General features: G+C 42.1%; 9 protein-coding genes and 1 pseudogene. 2 read left to right on the top strand and 8 right to left on the bottom strand.

Translation table 11 applies throughout. From position 1 onward, the window contains the following. Window positions 1-62: 62 nt before the first annotated feature. The 3 genes from QUA50_RS06345 to QUA50_RS06335 form a co-directional block, all read right to left on the bottom strand. Entirely contained in the window at window positions 63-1,748 is a 1,686-nt protein-coding gene (locus QUA50_RS06345) for a CHAT domain-containing protein (RefSeq protein ID WP_333261798.1), read from the bottom strand. A 285-nt stretch (window positions 1,749-2,033) separates the two neighbouring features. After that, a complete protein-coding gene (locus QUA50_RS06340; RefSeq protein ID WP_333261796.1) occupies window positions 2,034-3,923 on the bottom strand; it encodes a ThiF family adenylyltransferase in 1,890 nt (629 codons plus the stop codon). A gap of 132 nt (window positions 3,924-4,055) precedes the next feature. Then, window positions 4,056-4,598 carry a hypothetical protein gene (locus QUA50_RS06335; RefSeq protein ID WP_333261793.1) on the bottom strand — a complete coding sequence of 181 codons (543 nt, stop codon included), beginning with the start codon at window positions 4,596-4,598 and terminating at the stop codon, window positions 4,056-4,058. 241 nt (window positions 4,599-4,839) lie between these two features. Here QUA50_RS06335 and QUA50_RS06330 point away from each other — a divergent pair. Next, window positions 4,840-5,256: pseudogene (locus tag QUA50_RS06330) on the top strand (element excision factor XisH family protein). Next, a complete protein-coding gene (locus QUA50_RS06325) occupies window positions 5,244-5,582 on the top strand; it encodes a XisI protein (RefSeq protein ID WP_333261790.1) in 339 nt (112 codons plus the stop codon). The pseudogene QUA50_RS06330 and the gene QUA50_RS06325 overlap by 13 nt, the downstream one beginning before the upstream one ends. Window positions 5,583-5,665: 83 nt before the next feature. On the opposite strand, the gene QUA50_RS06320 is transcribed toward QUA50_RS06325, so the two are convergent. The 5 genes from QUA50_RS06320 to QUA50_RS06300 all read right to left on the bottom strand — a co-directional run bounded on the left by QUA50_RS06320 (window position 5,666) and on the right by QUA50_RS06300 (window position 18,934). Further along, window positions 5,666-7,492: a CHAT domain-containing protein gene (locus QUA50_RS06320; protein WP_333261788.1), complete on the bottom strand. Its 1,827-nt coding sequence runs from the start codon at window positions 7,490-7,492 to the stop codon at window positions 5,666-5,668. 245 nt (window positions 7,493-7,737) lie between these two features. Then, window positions 7,738-10,680: a CHAT domain-containing protein gene (locus tag QUA50_RS06315; RefSeq protein ID WP_333261786.1), complete on the bottom strand. Its 2,943-nt coding sequence runs from the start codon at window positions 10,678-10,680 to the stop codon at window positions 7,738-7,740. 57 nt (window positions 10,681-10,737) lie between these two features. Continuing rightward, entirely contained in the window at window positions 10,738-16,245 is a 5,508-nt protein-coding gene (locus tag QUA50_RS06310; protein ID WP_333261783.1) for a HEAT repeat domain-containing protein, read from the bottom strand. Between the two features lie 20 nt (window positions 16,246-16,265). Continuing rightward, window positions 16,266-17,450, bottom strand: a complete 1,185-nt coding sequence (locus tag QUA50_RS06305; RefSeq protein ID WP_333261779.1) for a DUF1822 family protein — start codon at window positions 17,448-17,450, stop codon at window positions 16,266-16,268. A gap of 5 nt (window positions 17,451-17,455) precedes the next feature. Next, window positions 17,456-18,934: a hypothetical protein gene (locus QUA50_RS06300; RefSeq protein ID WP_333261776.1), complete on the bottom strand. Its 1,479-nt coding sequence runs from the start codon at window positions 18,932-18,934 to the stop codon at window positions 17,456-17,458. Between the last annotated feature and the right edge of the window lie 160 nt (window positions 18,935-19,094).

Below are 19,094 nucleotides of genomic sequence, written 5' to 3'. Positions count from 1 at the left end.
ATGTGTCCTATTTTACAACACTTTGTGTATCCTGCTTACTTTTTTTTCTCTGCTACCCCTACTTATTGAGCCGATACACCATATTTATCTTTTAGCTCTTGAATTAGCCATTGAGCAATAGTTTGATTATCATCTTTCCAGGATGATAAATTAAATAATACTGGGATTGGTTCACTAGCATCATTTTCAGCCCGCTTAATAAGTTCCTGTGCCAATTCTAAGAGAGTTGTCGTTTTTCCAGATCCAGGAGCGCCTAAAATAAGCAACCTACCAGCAATACTTTCTCGATCAAAAATTTCTATAATACTACTCTTAACTGTTTCTCTATTCTTTTTATTACCAACTTTTACTTCACTTTCATCCCAAAACTGTTTCACCGAATTTTGCTCATTTTCTTTATGTAAATTAATCAGTACAGCATTCTGAAGTGATTGTTCAAGTAATCCCCAAGCTTCTGCCCTGACTTGGCTTAATAAAGCTCTGCGAGTCTGAAAGTCTCGCCGACTTGTTGGATTTTGAAGGTTTGCTATTTTTTCAAGATTTCCTGTTTCTTTTTTCGTGCTTAACGCAGATATTCCTTTTAGTTGATTCAAGGTAGTAAACTCTACAGCCGGGTTCAAGTTAGATATTCCTTTTAGTTGATTCCAGGTAGTAGACTCTACAGCCGGATTTTGACAAATTACAGGCAACCAAGACGCACAGGGAGACTCTTTTTCTAATCCATGTAACCGTTCCCGCGCTTCTCTGACAGCAAGATATAAAGCTTTATCACTAGAGAAGGAACTCAAAAAATATTTTAAGAAGTCTTGAGCAACTAAATCGGGAACTGGTTCCCGCATGACGATAATTTGGGGAATCTGCAACTCGGCTAAATCTCTCGCAATTCCTAACCCATCGCAGGAATTAAAAATCGCTAATTGCAATCCTCGTTCAATTGCCTTTTGTAGAGCAAGCTTTAAATCAGTAATCGTCAAACTTTCCTGATGATTGATATACATTTCCCCAGTAGTAGCATCCGATTGACTACTACTATGTCCGGCAAAAAATAAAATATCCCATCCGTTTTTATCCCAAAGTTGCTCGTTGAATTTTTCCCGATTTGGTTCCACTAAAGGTACTATTTCAGCATCGGGTAAACTCTCCAAAAACTGCTTATCTGCATTGATATTAAGGCGGATTCCAGTTCGAGGATCGGGAGAGGAATCGCCTAAAATAGCCAATATCCTCACCTTCGCTCTGGGTTGCGCCAACTTATCAACCCTCTCAAATTTAGGCGAAGAAAGAGCTACTTCTGCCAAACGGTAACTGCCAAATAAATCCCACAAACACCAAGGTAGTCGTCGCAATAGAGGATCTTCTGTCTGAATAATCACCCGCACGGTATCACGCAGATTTAAGTTTTGCTGAAACTTATCTTTAATCGGGCTAAATGTATCAGAATTGAGCCATTGATTCAGATTTTTAATTAAATTTTTAGCTTTTTCATTGACATCAGCAACAGAATATGAAGCCCTTTGTTGTGTGGCTGGCTTTTTTCCCAGCGATACGCCTTCTACTCTAGGAGGGTTGAGAAAGTGGCGATACTCTGACTGCCAAGCAGTATACAGAGAGGGAATTTGGGGAGAGGCAGGTAGTTGACCAGGAAGGGAGGTGTCGAAGCTCGCACCCTCTTCCCCAATGTACAATGTCACTGGAAAACCCAGTTTAAAGTCGCCGTCCCCAATTTTGATAACTACTAACTTTCCCATAGCTCGTATTTTGTAATCACTGATACCCAAAAAAGGGCGATTATATCAAACCTGATGCCATCATAATTATAAAGTGGGGCGGGCAGGAAAGCCCGCTATCCCTACAGAATCGCGGGCTTTCCTGCCCGCACCACAAAATACATAATTCCCATGTATTCGGAAATGATATTATCCCATATTCAGAGGTTTTCTCCTAGACTTCTACCATAGCAGATAATTACAGCAGAAAGCCCCAGAGGAAGAAAGGCTTTCCTCTGGGCGCGATCGCATCACCTTACGCTATTCTTAAGAACGAGCAGCGTTCAATGCAGCCCGAATTCCATCAGCTTGCACACTCTGTAACGCGATCGATCGCGGGTCAACTCGATGGTGTACAGTACCGCAGACGGGACATTCCTCTCGACTCTTTGCCGTTAACCAAACGCTTTGATAAGCGTACTGTCCGGGGGTATCTCCAAACACACCTGGATAAAACCAATAATTCGGAACCATCGACAGCGTGAGATAATTTAACCCCGCATCGATCGCCGGATTCAAGAAACCTTTAAGCTTCACCTCAGCATCCTCCGGCAACAGCAGCGACAGAGCCATTTTCACCGCCACACTGGTAACATGGTGAATATCCGCCGCGATCGCAACTTCACCCATCACTCGACCATTGTTGCCGTAATCCCCATCCGCACTCACCCGTCCCAAATCTGCTTCTGCTTTATGGCGGTTGGCCGTAGCACAAAGATAGCAGGGAGTTCGATCTGGGATAGTCACAATTACCTCTCCTCCTTCGGCACCTTTGTAAAGCCCCACAAACAAAGCAGGTTTGCCGTGAAAATAAGCAAAACGATTGAGAATGCGCTGGGCGGCGGGGTCATCGGTAGTAGCAACTATCAAGTCGGCTTGTTGCACCAAAGCATCAAAGGTTTCAACCTCATAATCCAACAAACTTTTAGGCTGTACGGTTAGTTCCAGCAGCGGGTTGATGTGCAGCAGCCGCTTCGCCAGCGCTTCCACTTTGGGACTACCCAAATCGGTAAAATCGTAGGTAGTGCGGCACAGATTCGCTGTTTCAACGGTTTCTGGATCGATGAGAGTAAGAACACCGACACCGCTGCGAACCAGTTGTTCGGCGAAGTACGAACCGACAGAACCCGTCCCCGCAATCAACACCCGTTTGCTGCTGATGTGCTGGCTGAGAATTCCTTGACTGCGCGCAAATAATCCTTGCTGGATTTCGGCTGCGGCAATTTTGGGGTCAACGCCCGAATACCAACCACTCCAGCCAGCCAAGCGCGCGCGATCCGCGTCGGCTGTAATTGGGGACTTTCCCAAAGGGCCGTACACCTTCTGGTAGGGGCCAGAACCTGCGATCACACTTTTGACTGCTGTTAGCAAACGGTCTTCTGGTGGCGTTTGCAGCGACCAATCTAACTGAATTTGCTCTGTGTTTCCTCCTTCTGGTGTCACCATCAGCAGAGGCGGCGTGACGGGATAAGACTCGCTGACGAGAAACAGCAGTTCCAAACCGCCGTCGAGAATAACGCGACCGGCCGGCATCGCCTTTCCTTCCATTTCGGTGATAAATACTTCCGGTGGTTTACTGCTACCAAAAGTACGGCAAAGTTGCTGTAGGTTTTCCAACAGCGGTATGCGTTTGGGTGCAGCCGTCGGTTCTAGTGTTTGCAGGATACGGGGTAAATCGCGATCTGACACTTCCTTGACTGGCAGCATTTCTACTCGCAAATAATTGCGATCGCGGGAAGCGACATAACAGGAAATTTTACCTTGTGCCATCGGCAATTCATGTTCGCGCAATTGCCCCCAAGGACGCTGTAAAGTGACGATCGGGGCTACAAAGTAGGGAATGTGAGGATTGAGGTTCAGCCCTTCTAGCATCGCAGTTTCATCGGGGCCGGAAGGTCGGTCTAGACCGCCTGGGTGCGAGTGGATAACGCCTTTAAACTCCAGTCCTTGATTGAGTTCTAGCTGCTGCACCCGCTGAGTTAATTGCGGGGATGGCAAGTAGCTAGCACCGCTGGTATGGGCTTCTTCGTCCAAAAGAAAGCGGGTGATGATTGGCTGACCTACGGGGCCTAGAATGGCTCCTCCGCGTTCGGGAGGATGGTTGGCGATCTCAGTTTCAATGTCGTGCAGAACTGACTGTGAAATGTATAACATCATGGTTTTAAGTTGAGAGTAGGTAAATTTTGGGAACCCAGAAACCGGGTTTTTGGCTAAATACTTCGTTGCAGCCGACAGATGCGGTAAAAACCCGGTTTCTTTGGTCGGAGTGGGTCGGCTGCGATCGCCCTTTTAGAGGTTGTTGATGGAGAATGGGAATAGATCGGTACGCAGATAACTGCTGAAGCCAGTTGCCCAGAGGACTGATTTGGCAAAGGCTTGTTCTAATGTAGGCAAGCCGCCTCCATCGCCGAAGCAGATGCGACCATCGCTAAACAGGTGGGCATCGTGGACATTGAACTTACCGGCAACTGCTGGGAACAAAACCATCACTTGGTATAGGCTGCCGTCGCTGTAAGCGAACATGGTATACTGGTCGCCGAGTTCGCTGGTAATGCTGTAAACCCAGCCTGTAACGCCGCTGACGGACATTTCCTGGGTGTTGTTCGGGAGTTTTTGAGCTACGATTTGGCGATCGGCTGTCACAGTGGCTGCGAAGGTTTTCTGGGGAACGCGGGATAGTTGGCGTTCGGTTCCGGGTTGGGGGCGGAGGATGATGTTACCTTCGGAGTCTACAAACACGCTGCGATCTGTTGAGTTGGGCAAGTCGGTGCCGCTGTGTTGGTTGGTGAGTACGCGGTTTCTGACTTCATTGAGATCTACTTGGTTCGTCATAAGTACCTCTGGATTGTTCTCTGTTATTGAGTCCTGTGGAGTTTTCAGTTTTATGCAGCGTTAGCCTGGTTTTGTTGGGGCTAGTTGCTGTGGAATCGCCTGATATTGCTTTATCGCTGGTGGGTGGGGGAGTTATGCGAAGTGGGGGGAATTTTTTGGGGTGCGATCGCCACTTGCTGCGATGATATGATGGCGGAATAGTAATTAATAGCGATTGGTTAAGCATTTTCGTGGCTATGATATGTCAGCTAAAGATATTTTTCACAATGCTGTTCGTTCAGCTTTAGAAAAAGAGGGATGGATGATCACTCACGATCCTTTCTTTATCAAGGTAGAGTAACTTGATTTTTTTATCGACTTAGCAGGGGAGAAAATTTTAGCAGCAGAGAAAGATGGCTTCAAAATCGCTGTAGAGATTAAATCTTTTATCGGTGCATCAGATTTAGCCAGCTTTTATATAGCTTTGGGTCAATTTCTCAGCTATCGTTCTGCCCTGAGAAAAAAGCAACCAAATAGAATTTTGTATTTAGCAATAAACCAAGATGTTTATAACGATTTTTTCAGCAATCGTTTTATTCAAGAATTAATCGCTGAACATCAGCTCAAATTACCCATTTTTGATGCTATTCAAGAAGGTATAATTTTATGGAAAGAATAGATTACAAAGAATTAATCCAAACACTTCTCTCTCAACACTCAAGGAATGACTTGGATACTGCAACAGAAGTTCAATTACTTTTTGATACCGAACGAGAGCATTATCATGTCGTTCATTTGGGCTGGGACGAGCAAAAACGGGTTTATGGCTGTGTGATTCACGTCGATATAAAAGATGGTAAATTTTGGATTCAGAGGTATAGAACGGAATCAGGAATAGCGAATGAGTTAATAGCCGCTGGGGTTCCCAAGGAAGATATTGTTTTGGCTTTTAAATCTCCTTATGTGCGTCAATTTACTGAGTTGGCAATCGGGGAATTGGGATAGGGAGGATTTATTTTTTTATCAATTAGGTATTTGAGAGCGATCGGCTATCGATACTAATACGAAGGGTTGGCGAGCTAGTGCCATCATAAGTTTTTATGTTTTTCAAGTGTAGATTGAATCAAATTTAATTTATTTTTTAGGGTTATCTTTTCACTTTGGTCAACGGACTTTTCTATGTCTTTATTTAATTCTTCAAGAGCCGTAGTATTCCAAATCTTTGTTTTTACCGGGATAAGCAAACCATAAATAGTTTCAGATTTTAATTTTCCTATTTCTCCTCTTGGGTTATGATAGTAAACTACAATACCAATCAAATCTCCTACGCTGCCTACATTCCCACTGACAGTATTATGATAACGCAATAAGAAAGATCTGCTTTCTCCTGGTTTTATTTCAAAAGTGCGATTTTGTTCTATAAAAGGTTTATCAGGCGATATCTCAACAATCTCTCTTTCCGTAGCTGATACTGCTGTTTGGTTGCCAAGACCGTAACTAACTGTTTGCAAGTTAAATATCTTTATTGGTATATTTTCATTGTTATAAATAGTAAACCTTATTTCCAAATCAGAACGCTCTATTTCTCCAACTTTTTGACCATTTACAATATTACTAAAGCGTGTATCTTCAGTTAAAAAAAATATTTTACTGTTCTGGACAAACAATTTTTCCCGTTGTTGTTTTTGAGCTCGATTGTAGTTAACATAAATATTCCTATAAAAAGGAATAATAAATGGATTTGTATGTTTTAAAAATAAGTTAATAGAAAACCAGATAATAGCTCCACTTACAATTAATGGAAGCCAATATTTTTCTGCTACAGACTGTAACAAGCGGTTTAGCGGTTTTTTAAGACTTATATGTTTTACATCTCGAAGAGAGAAAATAACTGGCATCCAACTAGCACAGGGAAACTGACTTTCCAAACTTTGCAATCTTTCCCGCGCCTCCCTTACAGCTAAATAAAAAGACTGACCCTCCGAAAAAGAACGAAGAAAATATTTTAAAAATTCCTGTGCTACTTTGTCAGGAACAGGCTCTCGCATGACAATCATTTGAGGTAGATTCAAATCAGCTAAATCCTGAGCCAAACCCAAACCATCACAAGAGTTAAAAATAGCCAGTTGCAAACCTTTTTCGATTGCTTTTTTTAACGCATACCTTAAATCAGGGATAGTTAAACTCTCAGTTTTATTAATATATATGATTCCTGTCTCTCCTTGCGTGCAGCTATGTCCTGCAAAAAATAGAATTTCCCAAGACTGTTCCCATAGTTTGTTGGTCACTTTTTCGCGATTTGGGTTAACCAAAAACTCAACTTTAACCCCCGGAAGAGAATTTAAAAGTTTTCTATCTTGTTCAACATTAATCCCCTCAGAATCGCCCAAAATTGCTAAAATATTCACTTGATTATTAACAATTTTGGCTGATGTGACTTCTTTGAACTTGGGTGCACTGACACTAATTTCTGCTTTAGGATAACGTTCCAATATATCCCAAAGATGCCAGGGAAGTTGCCGTAGCTGAATATTTGAAGTTTGGATAATCAACCGCACTTCATCATCTTGTTTTAAATGGGCAACCAATTCTTCTCTAACATGACTAAACTGCTGCGATTTTAACCATTGATTAAAGTTTTGGCTCAAGTTCTTAGCTTGGGCATTAACCTCACCAATTGAAAAATTAGTAGTTTGTGCAACTTTTGCTTCTAATTTTCTAACCTTTACTCCAATAAACCCATAATAAGTTACCTTCCAACTGGTGTAGGAGTCAACCAGTTCTGGGTTTGGCGGTAAAGATCCCATTTCCTGAAGAGTCGCAGGTTTCCCCTCCTCCCCTAGTTGTAATGTGACCGAAAAACCTTTCTTGTCCAAGTCCCCTTCTGCAAAAGTCAGCACCACTAACTTCCCCATCACTTTCTCCTGATTAAATTAGATAACAAAATTTTCCACGATACTCGCATCACCTAAAGCTACTTTAACACTAAACCGCTCCCCAGGCTTACCGCTGAACTCCATCCAATTGAATCCAATTATCAGATTACCCCGATGATCCGATCGCACTTCCAGAACAAACTACCAGTATTATCTAGTATAATCAGCGTAGTGCTTTTAATCTATGAAACCTTTTGAACAAACCCTCTTCATATTTTCTCAATTTATTTCCCTGCCAAACGAACTTGCAATAACTTATGGATAAACTGATAGCGCCCGCCAACTCGTTGCAAAAACTTTCGTTCGGTAGCATAATCTAAGAAACGCGCATAGTTCCAAGGTATGTATCCATTGCACCAAAGAATTAAACGCAAGGTGAAGTGTTGAATGCCTGCCATCCCTGCTTGAGTAAATCCAAAAAGTGTGCCAACAATAATAGCCGATAGCACAATATTTGCCATACCAATTTTATTCTGTAAAACTGATGATTCTACGATCATCGCCAGAAGCTGTTTGCTCATCATCGCTGCTGGTATTGCCATGCTAGTTGCACCGATAAGTGCAAATAAACTCGCATTTTTGACTGATTGCCAAATACTTTGATTGGGAATTTTTATTTTCTCGATATTAGAACCACTTACTCCATAAATCAATGCTATAACCAATCCGACGCTCAAGAAGACCATCATTCCTGATAATTTCCAAGTAATTAGTCCAGCTATCAAGCCTCCAATTAAAGATTGCAATAATTTTTGGTACGAAAAAATTAGAGTTTCCACAGGTTCTATTGTTTCAGCTTGCCCAACTGTGATAAAAGCCCAAAGACTAGATGGTAGCATTACAAATAGCGCTAAAGCCAAAACGAGAACCATTCCCCAAAAAGGCTCAAAAAGTACGCCAACTGTTAACCAAACAACGCTGCCAACAATCAGCGCCAGACTTAAACCAAAAATTAGTCCCACTCCCAAAGCATAAATTTGTTTATAACCACACGGCAACCAATGTGGCTGCATTTGTTCTAGCCAATGGGGCTGCATTTGTTCCAGCGAAAATCCTGAAAACTCTGTCTGAGACTTGTCCTGATATTTATTAGCTAGAAATGCCAGCCACTTCTGAGTTTTTTTAGCGGATGGTGCTGTTTGTTGCGAATAAGATACATTTTCAATTTCCTGTTTTAGCATTTGCTGAATATAGACATCCAACAGACTTTCTTCTAGTTCCTGAGTCGATTTGAACGTTACCTCATCTTCAAGTAACATTTCCTGGCCGACTAAAGCCATAAGATTTAGCATCAGTGGAGACTCTAACAATTTCAAGAAAGCGTCAGAGTTTTTAATTTGTTGCCAGATTTTGAGGCACTTGACATCGGCGAAATATTTTTCAACTTCTGCTTGGGCTACTGGTTGCAAACAGATTGCTCCGTTCAGTTTGAGCTTGGCATTAATAAATTCGTATCCTTCCCTGCGACTGCATACAACTAAACCCGGAGGGCGATAGGCACTTTCTCGAAATTGATTAATCGCTTCTACACAGCTTTCTTGCCAGAGTGTTTCATCTAAGCCGTCAAGCAGTGGCAATATGCGGTGATTTTCTAACAATTCCTCAGCAATATTTAGGCTGACATCATATTTAGAGACAAGTTCAGCAATCAGCCACTGGAGTAGAGGTTGCTTTTCATCTTTCCAGGATGAAAGGTTTAACAAAACAGGAATTGCCCGATTTGTGTCGTCTTCCGCCTGGGTAATTAGCTGCTTTGCTAGTTCTAACAAAGTAATTGTTTTACCGTTTCCTGGATCACCTATAATTAATAATTTGCTATCGATATTACTCTGCTGAAAAACATCGACTAATTTTGTTTCTGGACTTAAGAGTTGATTTGGCAAATGATTGAGTCTGACCTCTACACCCCAAGGTGTTTCTACTTGTTTGGGCTGAAGTTCTTTTGGTTGTTGAATAACTACCCGATTGTGCAGTGACTGTGCCCAGCGACTCTCTACTTCATCCTTTATCTTTGCTAGTAAGCGATTTCGCTTCTCTGACTCTTGAGAATCGCGGTTTCTAGTCCAGATTGTTGATCGAGTTTTTGTGCCTGAAGCCCCACGCAACTTATCCCAAGTTGGCATTAACTGACTCGGATTTTGGCAAATGACCGGCAACCAAGAAATACTAGGCGGATGTGCATCTAAATATTGCAACTTTTGCCGTGCTTCATTGACTGATAGATAAAGCGATTTACCGCTGGCAAAAGCATTCAGAAAATACTTTAAAAATGCTTGAGCTACCTTGTCGGGAACTGGCTCTCGCATAACGATAATTTGAGGAATTTGCAAATGTGCGAGTTCTTGTGCTAAACCCAATCCATCACAGGAGTTGAAAATAGCTAATTTGAGACCTTTGTTAATTGCTTTTTCAAGGGGTTCTCTTAGCTCGTTTATTGTTAAGCTATCAGTTTTGTTGATATATATCCGGCCGCTTTTACCTTCAGTTTGACTGTGACCGGCGAAGAATAAAATATCCCAGGAATATTTTAAAAGATGGTGATTGATTTGTTTCCGACTTGGTTGAGGTAAAACCACGGTTTCGACACCGGGTAATTGCTCTAATAATTCTCGGTCTTTTTCGGTGTTAATCCCCTTGCTGTTACCTAAAATGGCTAAAATTCTGACTTTATTTCGTGATTTTTTAGCTGAGGATACTTGACCGTAGTTTGGTGCGCTTAGGGCAATTTCTGCCAAGGGGTAGTCTTTAAACAAATCCCAAAGATGCCAGGGAAGTTGCTGTAGTTGAATGGTTGGTGCTTGAATAATAAACCGTACTTCATCATCGGGTTTCAGACTGAGCACCAATTCCTCTCGAATCAGACTGAATTCCTGGGAGTTCAGCCATTGATTCATGGTTATAGTTAAATTTTCTGCTTGTGCGTTAATTTCACCAGTAGAGAATTGAGACTTTTGTGCTTTTGGTTTGTCTAATCTGGGCGTGCCTACTATATGAGTATGATATGCTGACTGCCAACTTCTATAATAATTGGGAATTTTTGGGTTTGGCGGAAGATATCCATTGATAGGCGTAGACAGGCGTTCGCCCTCTAATCCAATTTGTAACTTGACAGGAAAACCTTGCTGAAAGTCTTCTTGTTCTAGAGTCAAAATAACTAATTTACCCATTGTTTGCTCTCTTACCTTGCATTAGATAACAAAAATTTTTACGATACTGGCATCCCGTTAACTCAGTTCATTTATCCAAGTTTGGAGAGCACCCAGGAGGTTAGGTTGCTGTGGGGGAAAACCGCGCAAAGGTGCATCGAGGGGTGTGTCGGTTATCCAGAGGATGTGCAAACCCAGGTTAGCATCGGCGATTTTGCGGCAGCAGGTGATGAGTGTTGGATGAGGGGTACATTCATGTAGAATTAGGGCTAGGTGGCGTTTTTGCAGTTGGCGTTTTGCGGTGAGAATGTGGCGTTTGAGTTCGGCGAAGTTGTTGGCGGTGGGGATGTCTGTATCAGGGAGTGCGAGGTAGTAAATTTGGGTGCAGATTTCTTGGTAAATAGCATTTATATCTGTTTCGTCTGCTAGGGATTGAATGTCGATCGATAGTGGGTAAGTTTGGGGAGTTGGTTGTAGTTGAGAAAAGTTTGGGGTGATTTGGTTTTCGATAGATTTAGTTAAAATAGTGTCACCAACTGGGATGTTATCGGGTGCTTCTGGATGAGTGCTTGTCAATTGGTGATGCCATGCGGTGTAGAATTGTGGGTAGGTGAGATTTTGAGAGCAGTCCCAAAGAAATTGGTAGCAATCGTGGTAGCCGTTATAATCGCTTTCATTGACATTATCTGATAAGCAATACCTCAGTCCAGAGACGAAATCTTCTAGCAGAGTACGATTATTAATTTGCCTCAAGCTTTTCGCTGCTTTCCAACGAGTATGTTTATCCTCACAAGTGGAAAGTAGTTGAGTCAGAGCATCAATTGCCTCTGCGTTGTCTGGGTTAATTCGCCTCAAGATATGAGCAGCTAGCCTGCGGGTTTTCTCGTTCTGACTGGTGCGTAGCATTTGAGTCAGCTCGACGATGGCATCTGGGTTTGATTCGCCAATTACCACTAATCCATCGGCTATTTCCTCACAAGTAACTTCATTATTACAGGTGTGTAGCAATTGAATCAAGATAGTAATAGCCTCTCGGTTAGATTTGCAAATTTTCACCAAAGCAGAAGCTGCACTGCTGCTTATATTCTTATTTTCACTGGTACGCAGCAGTTCAGTTAGGGCTGCAATGGCATCTGGGTTGCCTGAGCCTATTTCTCCTAAGTTATAAGCAGCTCGGCTGCGGGTTTCCTCATCCTCACAAGTACCCAGCAATTGAGTTAGGACAGCAATGGGATCAGAATTGCCTGGGTCAATTCGCCCTAAGTTATAAGCAGCTAGCCTGCGTGTTTCTTCATCCTCACAAGTATGTAGCAATTGGTTGAGAGCAGCGATTTCGTCTGGATTAGATTTGCAAATTTGCACCAAATTATAAGCTGCTAGCTTGCGGGTTTTATTATCATCATTAATACGGAGTAGTTGAGTTAGGGCAGTAATAGCATCTGAGTTTCCTGAGTTAATTTCCCCCAAGCTAGAAATAACTAGCCTACGGATTTTCTCATCTTCACAGCTATGCAGCAGTTGAGTTAAAGCTGCAATGGTATCTGGGTTGTCTGTACCGATTTTTTTTAAACTCGTAACACATTGCTTCAAAATATATTTATTATTACAAGTACGCAAACAGTCAGTGAGAAGATTAATTATATAAACACTATCATCAAGATGAGATTTTTTTACAGGTAGTAATAAAAAACAAACTTGCCAAATTATAGAATTATCTTGACAATTATGTAGTAAGTTTCTAAAGGCAGCAATAGCATCTAGATTATTGGAGTCAATTTTGTACATACTCTCAGCAGCAAATAAAACTATTTCTTCATCTTGAGAAATGTTGAGCAGTTCAGTGAGAGTCTCGATAGTATCTAGATTACCATTATCAAGTTTCCTATCGTTAGGGAAATTTAGACGATTAATTTCACGCAAACTATCAGCGAGCAACCAACGAATAAACTCATCCTCAGTAGTATGTAGTAGTTTAGTTACGATCGCGCTCGAATCTGGGTTGTCCGAGTTAATTCTACCACCTATAGAAGCTACGAACCAACGAATTGAATCGGTTTCACAGGTATGCAGCCATTCTGCTATGGTATCTGCACGAGCCTGAGCGAATTGAAAATGCCTGGTATGCATAGCGCAATCATTATAGTCTTCACAACAATTCTCCCGATTTGTGAGAATCCAGTTCCATACAGTAAATACTAGGCGAACAATCTCACTTGGGTTACTAATAAAAGTTTGTACCATACCCTCAATCAAAGCTTTTTTAAAAGCTCCGTTATAAAGAAAATTAGTTTTTACCTTGCTAATTAACAAAGCTCTTGTATCAGTTATCCCGTTGGGGTTGGATTTAGCAAGTTGGGCTAACACATTAGACCTTAGCAAAGTTCCTGCCTCTGTATTCAGAAGCATGGCTATATTAATTATGCGTTCATAAACAGCTTGACTGTCAATATTTTTACGATCTAAACGCATAATATCTGCCAGTAATATAAGGCTGTCGGGGGTGTCTATACAAACTTGTATAAAACTATACATTAAATTTTTTTGGGAATCAATAACTTCTTCTTCGTTACCATGAGATGAGATATATAATAGCGAAGCCATTAGGATGTTAAAAATTAATTTATCATACAAAACAGATTTAAAAAGAATTTTTACCTCATAAAAATTATAAGATATAAAGTATTGATGAATTTCATCGCTCTCGAATTCTGGGCTGTCAACATATTTAATTAATTCATCACTAATTATAGCATGATATGAATTTGCTTTCTCTATATCAATTCGCCACAATATATAAAACACTTTGTAACGAGTTTGGAAGTCATGACAGGTGTGCATCGCTTTGATTAGAGCGTCGCTCACTTTTTCGGGATTCATCTGTCGCAATGCTGCCAGCGTCGTCTTTTTAATTATTTCAGGAAATGTAAACCATTTCTGTTGGTCAGGCTCAAAATATCCACACCTCCACTTGACGATTTGTGCTACAATTTTATCATCCAGACTGCAATTTATAAACTCAACAACACACAGTGCTGCCAGAAAATAAGAGCGATATAAATAAAAATTTCCGCAATTATCTTGAAATTTTGTTAAACCATCTATCAACGTTTCTTTAGCTTCTTTCAGCACATCGTCTCGCCCTATCCACAATAAAATTACCTCTTTCCAATGTTTATCAAAAATTCTGTAATGCTTGTATTTACCCGTTTCATCCTTAACAGGTTTATCGACGTGGTTGCGTGGCAAGAAAAAGTCCCAATCATCCACACCCAACGCAGCAAAATACTCCTGAAAAGTGGGATGATAAAACGCATAAACCTGTTCCTCTGGCCTTTCCGCCGCCACACCCACCCGATTAATCCAACCCAACTGCAAAGCTAACTCACACAAAGGCTCATCCGCTTCCCCCAACACCTCCCGCACCCAACCCTGACGCAACCGAAACCGCGATTCTTCTTCTTCCATTCCCCGCAAAGCTAACGTCGCCAAAGCTTTATTTAACTCCCGTCGCTGATGGGAAGTTGTGGGGAATTTCTCGCGCTTCCACTCATACACCGCCTCGGTAAACTGCGCGTATAAATCCGCCTGAGTTTTAGTAGTAAAATCTCCTTGACGGATCTGCCAAGCCAAACATAACAACGTCAGCCGCAAAGGATTTTTCACCGTATCTCGCAACCGCGCATTTTCTGATTCTGCTAACTTATCGCACAACCTTTCCCCTAAATCTGACTGCTGAAAAACACTTCTAATAAACAGGGGAATTTGTTCCTCTTCATCAAAATCCAAATTGCGATAAACATCAAAATCAGCTAAAGTATTTTTCCCCGCATCCCACACATTGTAGCGACAAGTCAACACCACCCGCGCCTCAGCCATCCATCCCCGCAATTGCGATTTAATCTCATCCAAAGGATTGCCCGCGCTCATCTCATCAGCAGCATCCAGTAATAACCAAACTTGATGATTGTTAAACAGCGTCACCAAATCTTGGCGCATTTGAGCCGTGACATCCGCTACATTTAAGGCAACTTTCAGCCACTTTTGCAGTAGATAATCTTCTAAACTGAATTTACCCAAATCCGCTAAGGAAATCCAAACGGGCAGAGCTTCAGTTTCAGCTAACACCCAATCCGCGATTTTTTGCAATAAAGTCGTTTTTCCCGAACCCGGTTCGCCAATAATGCCGATGCGTTTGCCTTGACTTTTATCAGTTTGTCCTTGCTTTAATACTTGCTCAAAAAACTCATCATTTTTAAATGTCTTGGTAATTTCATACTGAGTTTCTGCTCCGTATAATTGGGAACCTTTTTCCGATATAATTTCTGGATCGCGTTTATCTTTCTCCTTTCTCTCCACTAAACCCAAGGGTACATAAACATCATCGACATTCAAATTCAATCCATCATTCGCCACCAGCGAATTACTGGTTAATTTACCTCGATCGGGTATGCTTCTGTGACACGCATCACGCCAATTAATCCCCGGTGCAATCCCCCGTAACTCTTGCCAACTCACGGATTTTTCTGCGGGATTTTGACAGATTACAGGCAACCAAGAAGCACAGGGAAACTCTATTTCTACTCCATGCAACCTTTCCCGCGCTTCTCTGACAGCTAAATCTAAAATCTTACCGCTAGAAAAGGAAGTTAAAAAATATTTCAAAAATTCTTTAGCTACAGAATCGGATACAGGTTCCCGCATCGCGATAATTTGGGGAATCTGCAACTCGGCTAAATCTCTGGCAATTCCCAACCCATCGCAGGAATTGAAAATCGCTAACTGCAATCCTCTTTCGATCGCTTTTTTCAGAGCTAATTTTAAATCTTCAACCGTCAAACTTTCTTGAGAATTGATATACATTTTCCCGGTAGTACCATCAGGTTGACTGCTACTGTGTCCGGCAAAAAATAAAATATCCCATCCCCGATCGTCCCAAAGTTGCTCGTGAAATTCGTGGCTTTTTGGTTCAACCAAAAATACGGTTTCCGCATCGGGCAAACTATCCAAAAACTGCTTGTCTGCATTGATATCGAGGCGGATTCTAGTTCGAGGATCGGGGGGAGAGGAATCGCCTAAAATAGCCAATATCCTCACCTTAGCTTTGGGCTGCACCGATTTGTGAGCGCGATCGAATGTAGGGGAAGAAAGCGCCACTTCTGCGAAACGGTAACTTTCAACAAATAAGTTCCACAAATACCAAGGCAATCGCCGCAACTGGGGATTTTCAGTCTGGACAATTACTCGCACAGTCTCTCTGGTGTTTACCTTTTCCAGGAACTTCTCTTTTATGGGGCGAAATGTCTCGGAATTGAGCCAGTTATTTAACTCGTCTTTTAAAAGCTTGCTGTTTGCGATTAAATCAGTATCTGAACGGTTGCTGACTTGTGCTGGATTTGGTTTCATTCTGCCAGACACCTTTTGGCGGTAATCTGACTGCCATCGATCGTACAATGAATCGATCGCAGATGCCGGGATTTTTCCGAGGAAGGAGGTGTGAAAACCGCCCTCTTCCCACACCTGTAACGTCACGGGAAAACCCCGTTGAAAGTCTCCCTCTCCCAGACTCAAAACAACTAATTTACCCATGACTTACCCTTTACTCTCAGTTAGATAACAAAATCTTCCACAAGACTCGCATCGCCTAAAGCTACTTTAACACTAAATCTTTCCCCAGGTTCGCCGCTAAACTCCAATTGTATCCAATTATCCGCTTGGCGCGATCGCGCTTCCAAAAACACCTCACCAGCATCATCCAATACAATCATCTGCACGTCGGGCGGCAAGTAAGTTTGACCGCCACCTGGTCTTAACTGTAAAAGGATATTCCATTTATTGTTTGATTCAGGACTTAAATAGACAATTAATGCGACCGGATGACCTACTAATTGAATTCCTAAATCTATCATTCTACCCCGTGCTTGGGAAGGTCGATCGCCCTCATTTCCTCCCGATCTATTTTCCCCTCTAGCTGATGCAAAATTGACACCGTGAACTGCCACTAATTCATCCAAAAACAACCACAAGTTAGAATAAATACTTTTAGTCAAATTCACAAGTTTTTGCAGGGCATCTTCCTTTGCTATTCTGCGATTATAAAGCTGTTCCCTCAAATCCTCAACAGCTAACAGCGCCCCCCACTGGGCAAAGGGTATCTTCAATCTAGGTGAATAAAGTGAAGGTTTGCCCAAATCACCTATGAACCTTTCTATTTGGTTATGAGATAATGTCGGTAACGGTTGAATTTCGGCTTTCTCGGCTGGACAAAGTTGCTGAGAAACCCAGAGAGTATTCAGGTTTTCAAACAGATCCTCTACATCGAGGGAATAAGTGCGATCGCCCGCATCATATCTCCCTTCAGTTTTCAGTTTACGATGGGTAGTGAAACCCCACACCCGCAACCATCCATCCTCCAAATTCACCTGCACAGCCAGATAATAATCCGCCGCCAATGCAGGAATATCCACCCATTCTTGAGGCACGGAAAATTCATCAGTATCGATGGTTTCACTGGGAATAATTACTAGGCGACTTTTGCCCAAATTCAAGGCAAAACCAGTCACAAATTCCCACAGGTTTTCTGAGGATGCAAGTTGGACAGAGGTTTCGGATGCGGCTGAAAATTCAGGTAACAAAACTGCCAGGGTTAGCCGATTTAAGAAAGCGCGATGACGTGCTGCTTCATAGGAGTAATCTTGGGTTACAGGCAAAGCTGTTTTCTGTTCGCTTTCGGAAAACTCTAGCCAGAGTTGATCGGGACAGGCGAGGCTTAATTGTGCTAAGGTTAATGTCATTGTAATTATCTCCGTTGTAGTGTTAACAGGGCGTAGGGGGCGTTGGCTAAAAATTGTTCTACTAACAATGCTGATGACTTATCGATCGCGCTGAGAGAACAGGGTTTGAGTGCAAGATTTTGGTGCAACCAATTGTGTAATTCCGTTTGCAAAGTTGTTTTAACTTGCACTAATTTTCCTTGCAATTCAGTTGGTGTTATGTTAAGATTGTGGGCGATCGCTCTTTCGTCTACTCTCTCACATCCATAGTAGCGGCACAGCAGCGTAATTTCCAACTTCAGGGCTGGATGCAGCTTTAACGTGGTTTGCAAGAACTTGTACAGAATTGCATTTTGGCAATACCAAGTCAGCCATTCATCAAGGAGAATTGATAGGCGATCGACAGTTTCTACACTCAAGGTAACATTTGCTTGGGTTTGACTCCACTTCACCAAACTTGTTAACAGATATTTTTTGTAGCTAGTTAACTGTCGCGAAATTTTATATTGCTTGATGCCAAATTCTTTACCGATGTAACTTTGGTTAAATCCAGTAAAGCCATGTTCTAAGATTAACATTTTTCTGGCATCAGGAAAGTCACGAGAGAGGGAGACGATCGCACTTGCTAATTCAGTTGTCATCTGTTGCAGGCGATCGCATTGCTCCATGTCTTGCTGTCTGTTCGATGCTTGCTGCTCGGATTGCTCAGCCGTTTCTGATTCTAAATTCCAGTTTTCTGCATCCAGGGAATCAAATTGAATGTGAGTAGATGCTCGTAGTGCATCTACACAAGTTTGCAAGAATGCTTTGACTTCTGGCACCGTGAATGGTTGAATGGAGTGGGGGAATTGTTGTTCGGTGCAAAATTGGGCGATCGCCTCCCATTGTTCCGCTGTTGGCTCCGGTAATCGCTGATTTATGCCTGCTTTAACTGGGGCATAAACTGCTAAAAAACCTTGCCAAGTTAGGAAGCAACGGGATAAATTTGGCTCTGGAATTCCGAAGTTTTGCAAAGCACTTTTCAGACCTTTTTTCGGGGTACTCCGTAGCAACCCCCAGTCACTTTGCCTTTGTGTTGGTTCGTTTTTACGGACTTGGCTCATAATAGCGTCGCGCAGAGGAGGACTGAGATAGGTTTCGATTTTGCTTTGGGTGCGATCGAACTTAGTACACAATTCTACCGCTCTGTCAACCATATAAAGTTTGGCAATTTGCAAATAATCTGCAAAAGTCAGCTCCGGTGTTTGGAAGGCATCATAAGTGGATTTCGCCGCCGAATAGCAAGCAACATCCACATAAGCAAGTAGATGATATTTCGCTAATGAGTTCGAGTTATTCTTAGCAGCTTGGTTGCAGAAATATTTCAGTAAAACTGTTTCATCATTTAGCTCTGGATGCTGTTGCAGCAAGCGTCTTAGATTTTGTCTTAACCGACAATCCTGCACTGCGTGAGGATGGGAATTGACTTGATAGTAAGTCGAAAATCGATCGATTATGTTTGTCATTCTATGTGTCATTCTAGTGACTACTCCCAGATCAATTTTGAGTGGCTGAAGTTATATCGATCGCGATCGGGAAAATTATGCGATGAGGAATTAGCTGAGGTTTTTGGCGGCGACTTCAGTTTTAGTAAGGATGGGGAGTTGGGGATTGGGAGGGGTATTT

The sequence above is a fragment of the Microcoleus sp. M2_D5 genome, assembly GCF_036701935.1.
Lineage (GTDB): Bacteria > Cyanobacteriota > Cyanobacteriia > Cyanobacteriales > Microcoleaceae > Microcoleus.
This window is presented reverse-complemented; position numbering and strand designations above follow the sequence as displayed.

Bases quoted from the DNA above. Each gene is read 5' to 3' on its own strand.
- QUA50_RS06345 (WP_333261798.1), bottom strand. From the start codon at position 1,748: ATGGGAAAGTTAGTAGTTATCAAAATTGGGGACGGCGACTTTAAACTG.
- QUA50_RS06340 (WP_333261796.1), bottom strand. From the start codon at position 3,923: ATGATGTTATACATTTCACAGTCAGTTCTGCACGACATTGAAACTGAG.
- QUA50_RS06335 (WP_333261793.1), bottom strand. From the start codon at position 4,598: ATGACGAACCAAGTAGATCTCAATGAAGTCAGAAACCGCGTACTCACC.
- QUA50_RS06325 (WP_333261790.1), top strand. From the start codon at position 5,244: ATGGAAAGAATAGATTACAAAGAATTAATCCAAACACTTCTCTCTCAA.
- QUA50_RS06320 (WP_333261788.1), bottom strand. From the start codon at position 7,492: ATGGGGAAGTTAGTGGTGCTGACTTTTGCAGAAGGGGACTTGGACAAG.
- QUA50_RS06315 (WP_333261786.1), bottom strand. From the start codon at position 10,680: ATGGGTAAATTAGTTATTTTGACTCTAGAACAAGAAGACTTTCAGCAA.
- QUA50_RS06310 (WP_333261783.1), bottom strand. From the start codon at position 16,245: ATGGGTAAATTAGTTGTTTTGAGTCTGGGAGAGGGAGACTTTCAACGG.
- QUA50_RS06305 (WP_333261779.1), bottom strand. From the start codon at position 17,450: ATGACATTAACCTTAGCACAATTAAGCCTCGCCTGTCCCGATCAACTC.
- QUA50_RS06300 (WP_333261776.1), bottom strand. From the start codon at position 18,934: ATGACAAACATAATCGATCGATTTTCGACTTACTATCAAGTCAATTCC.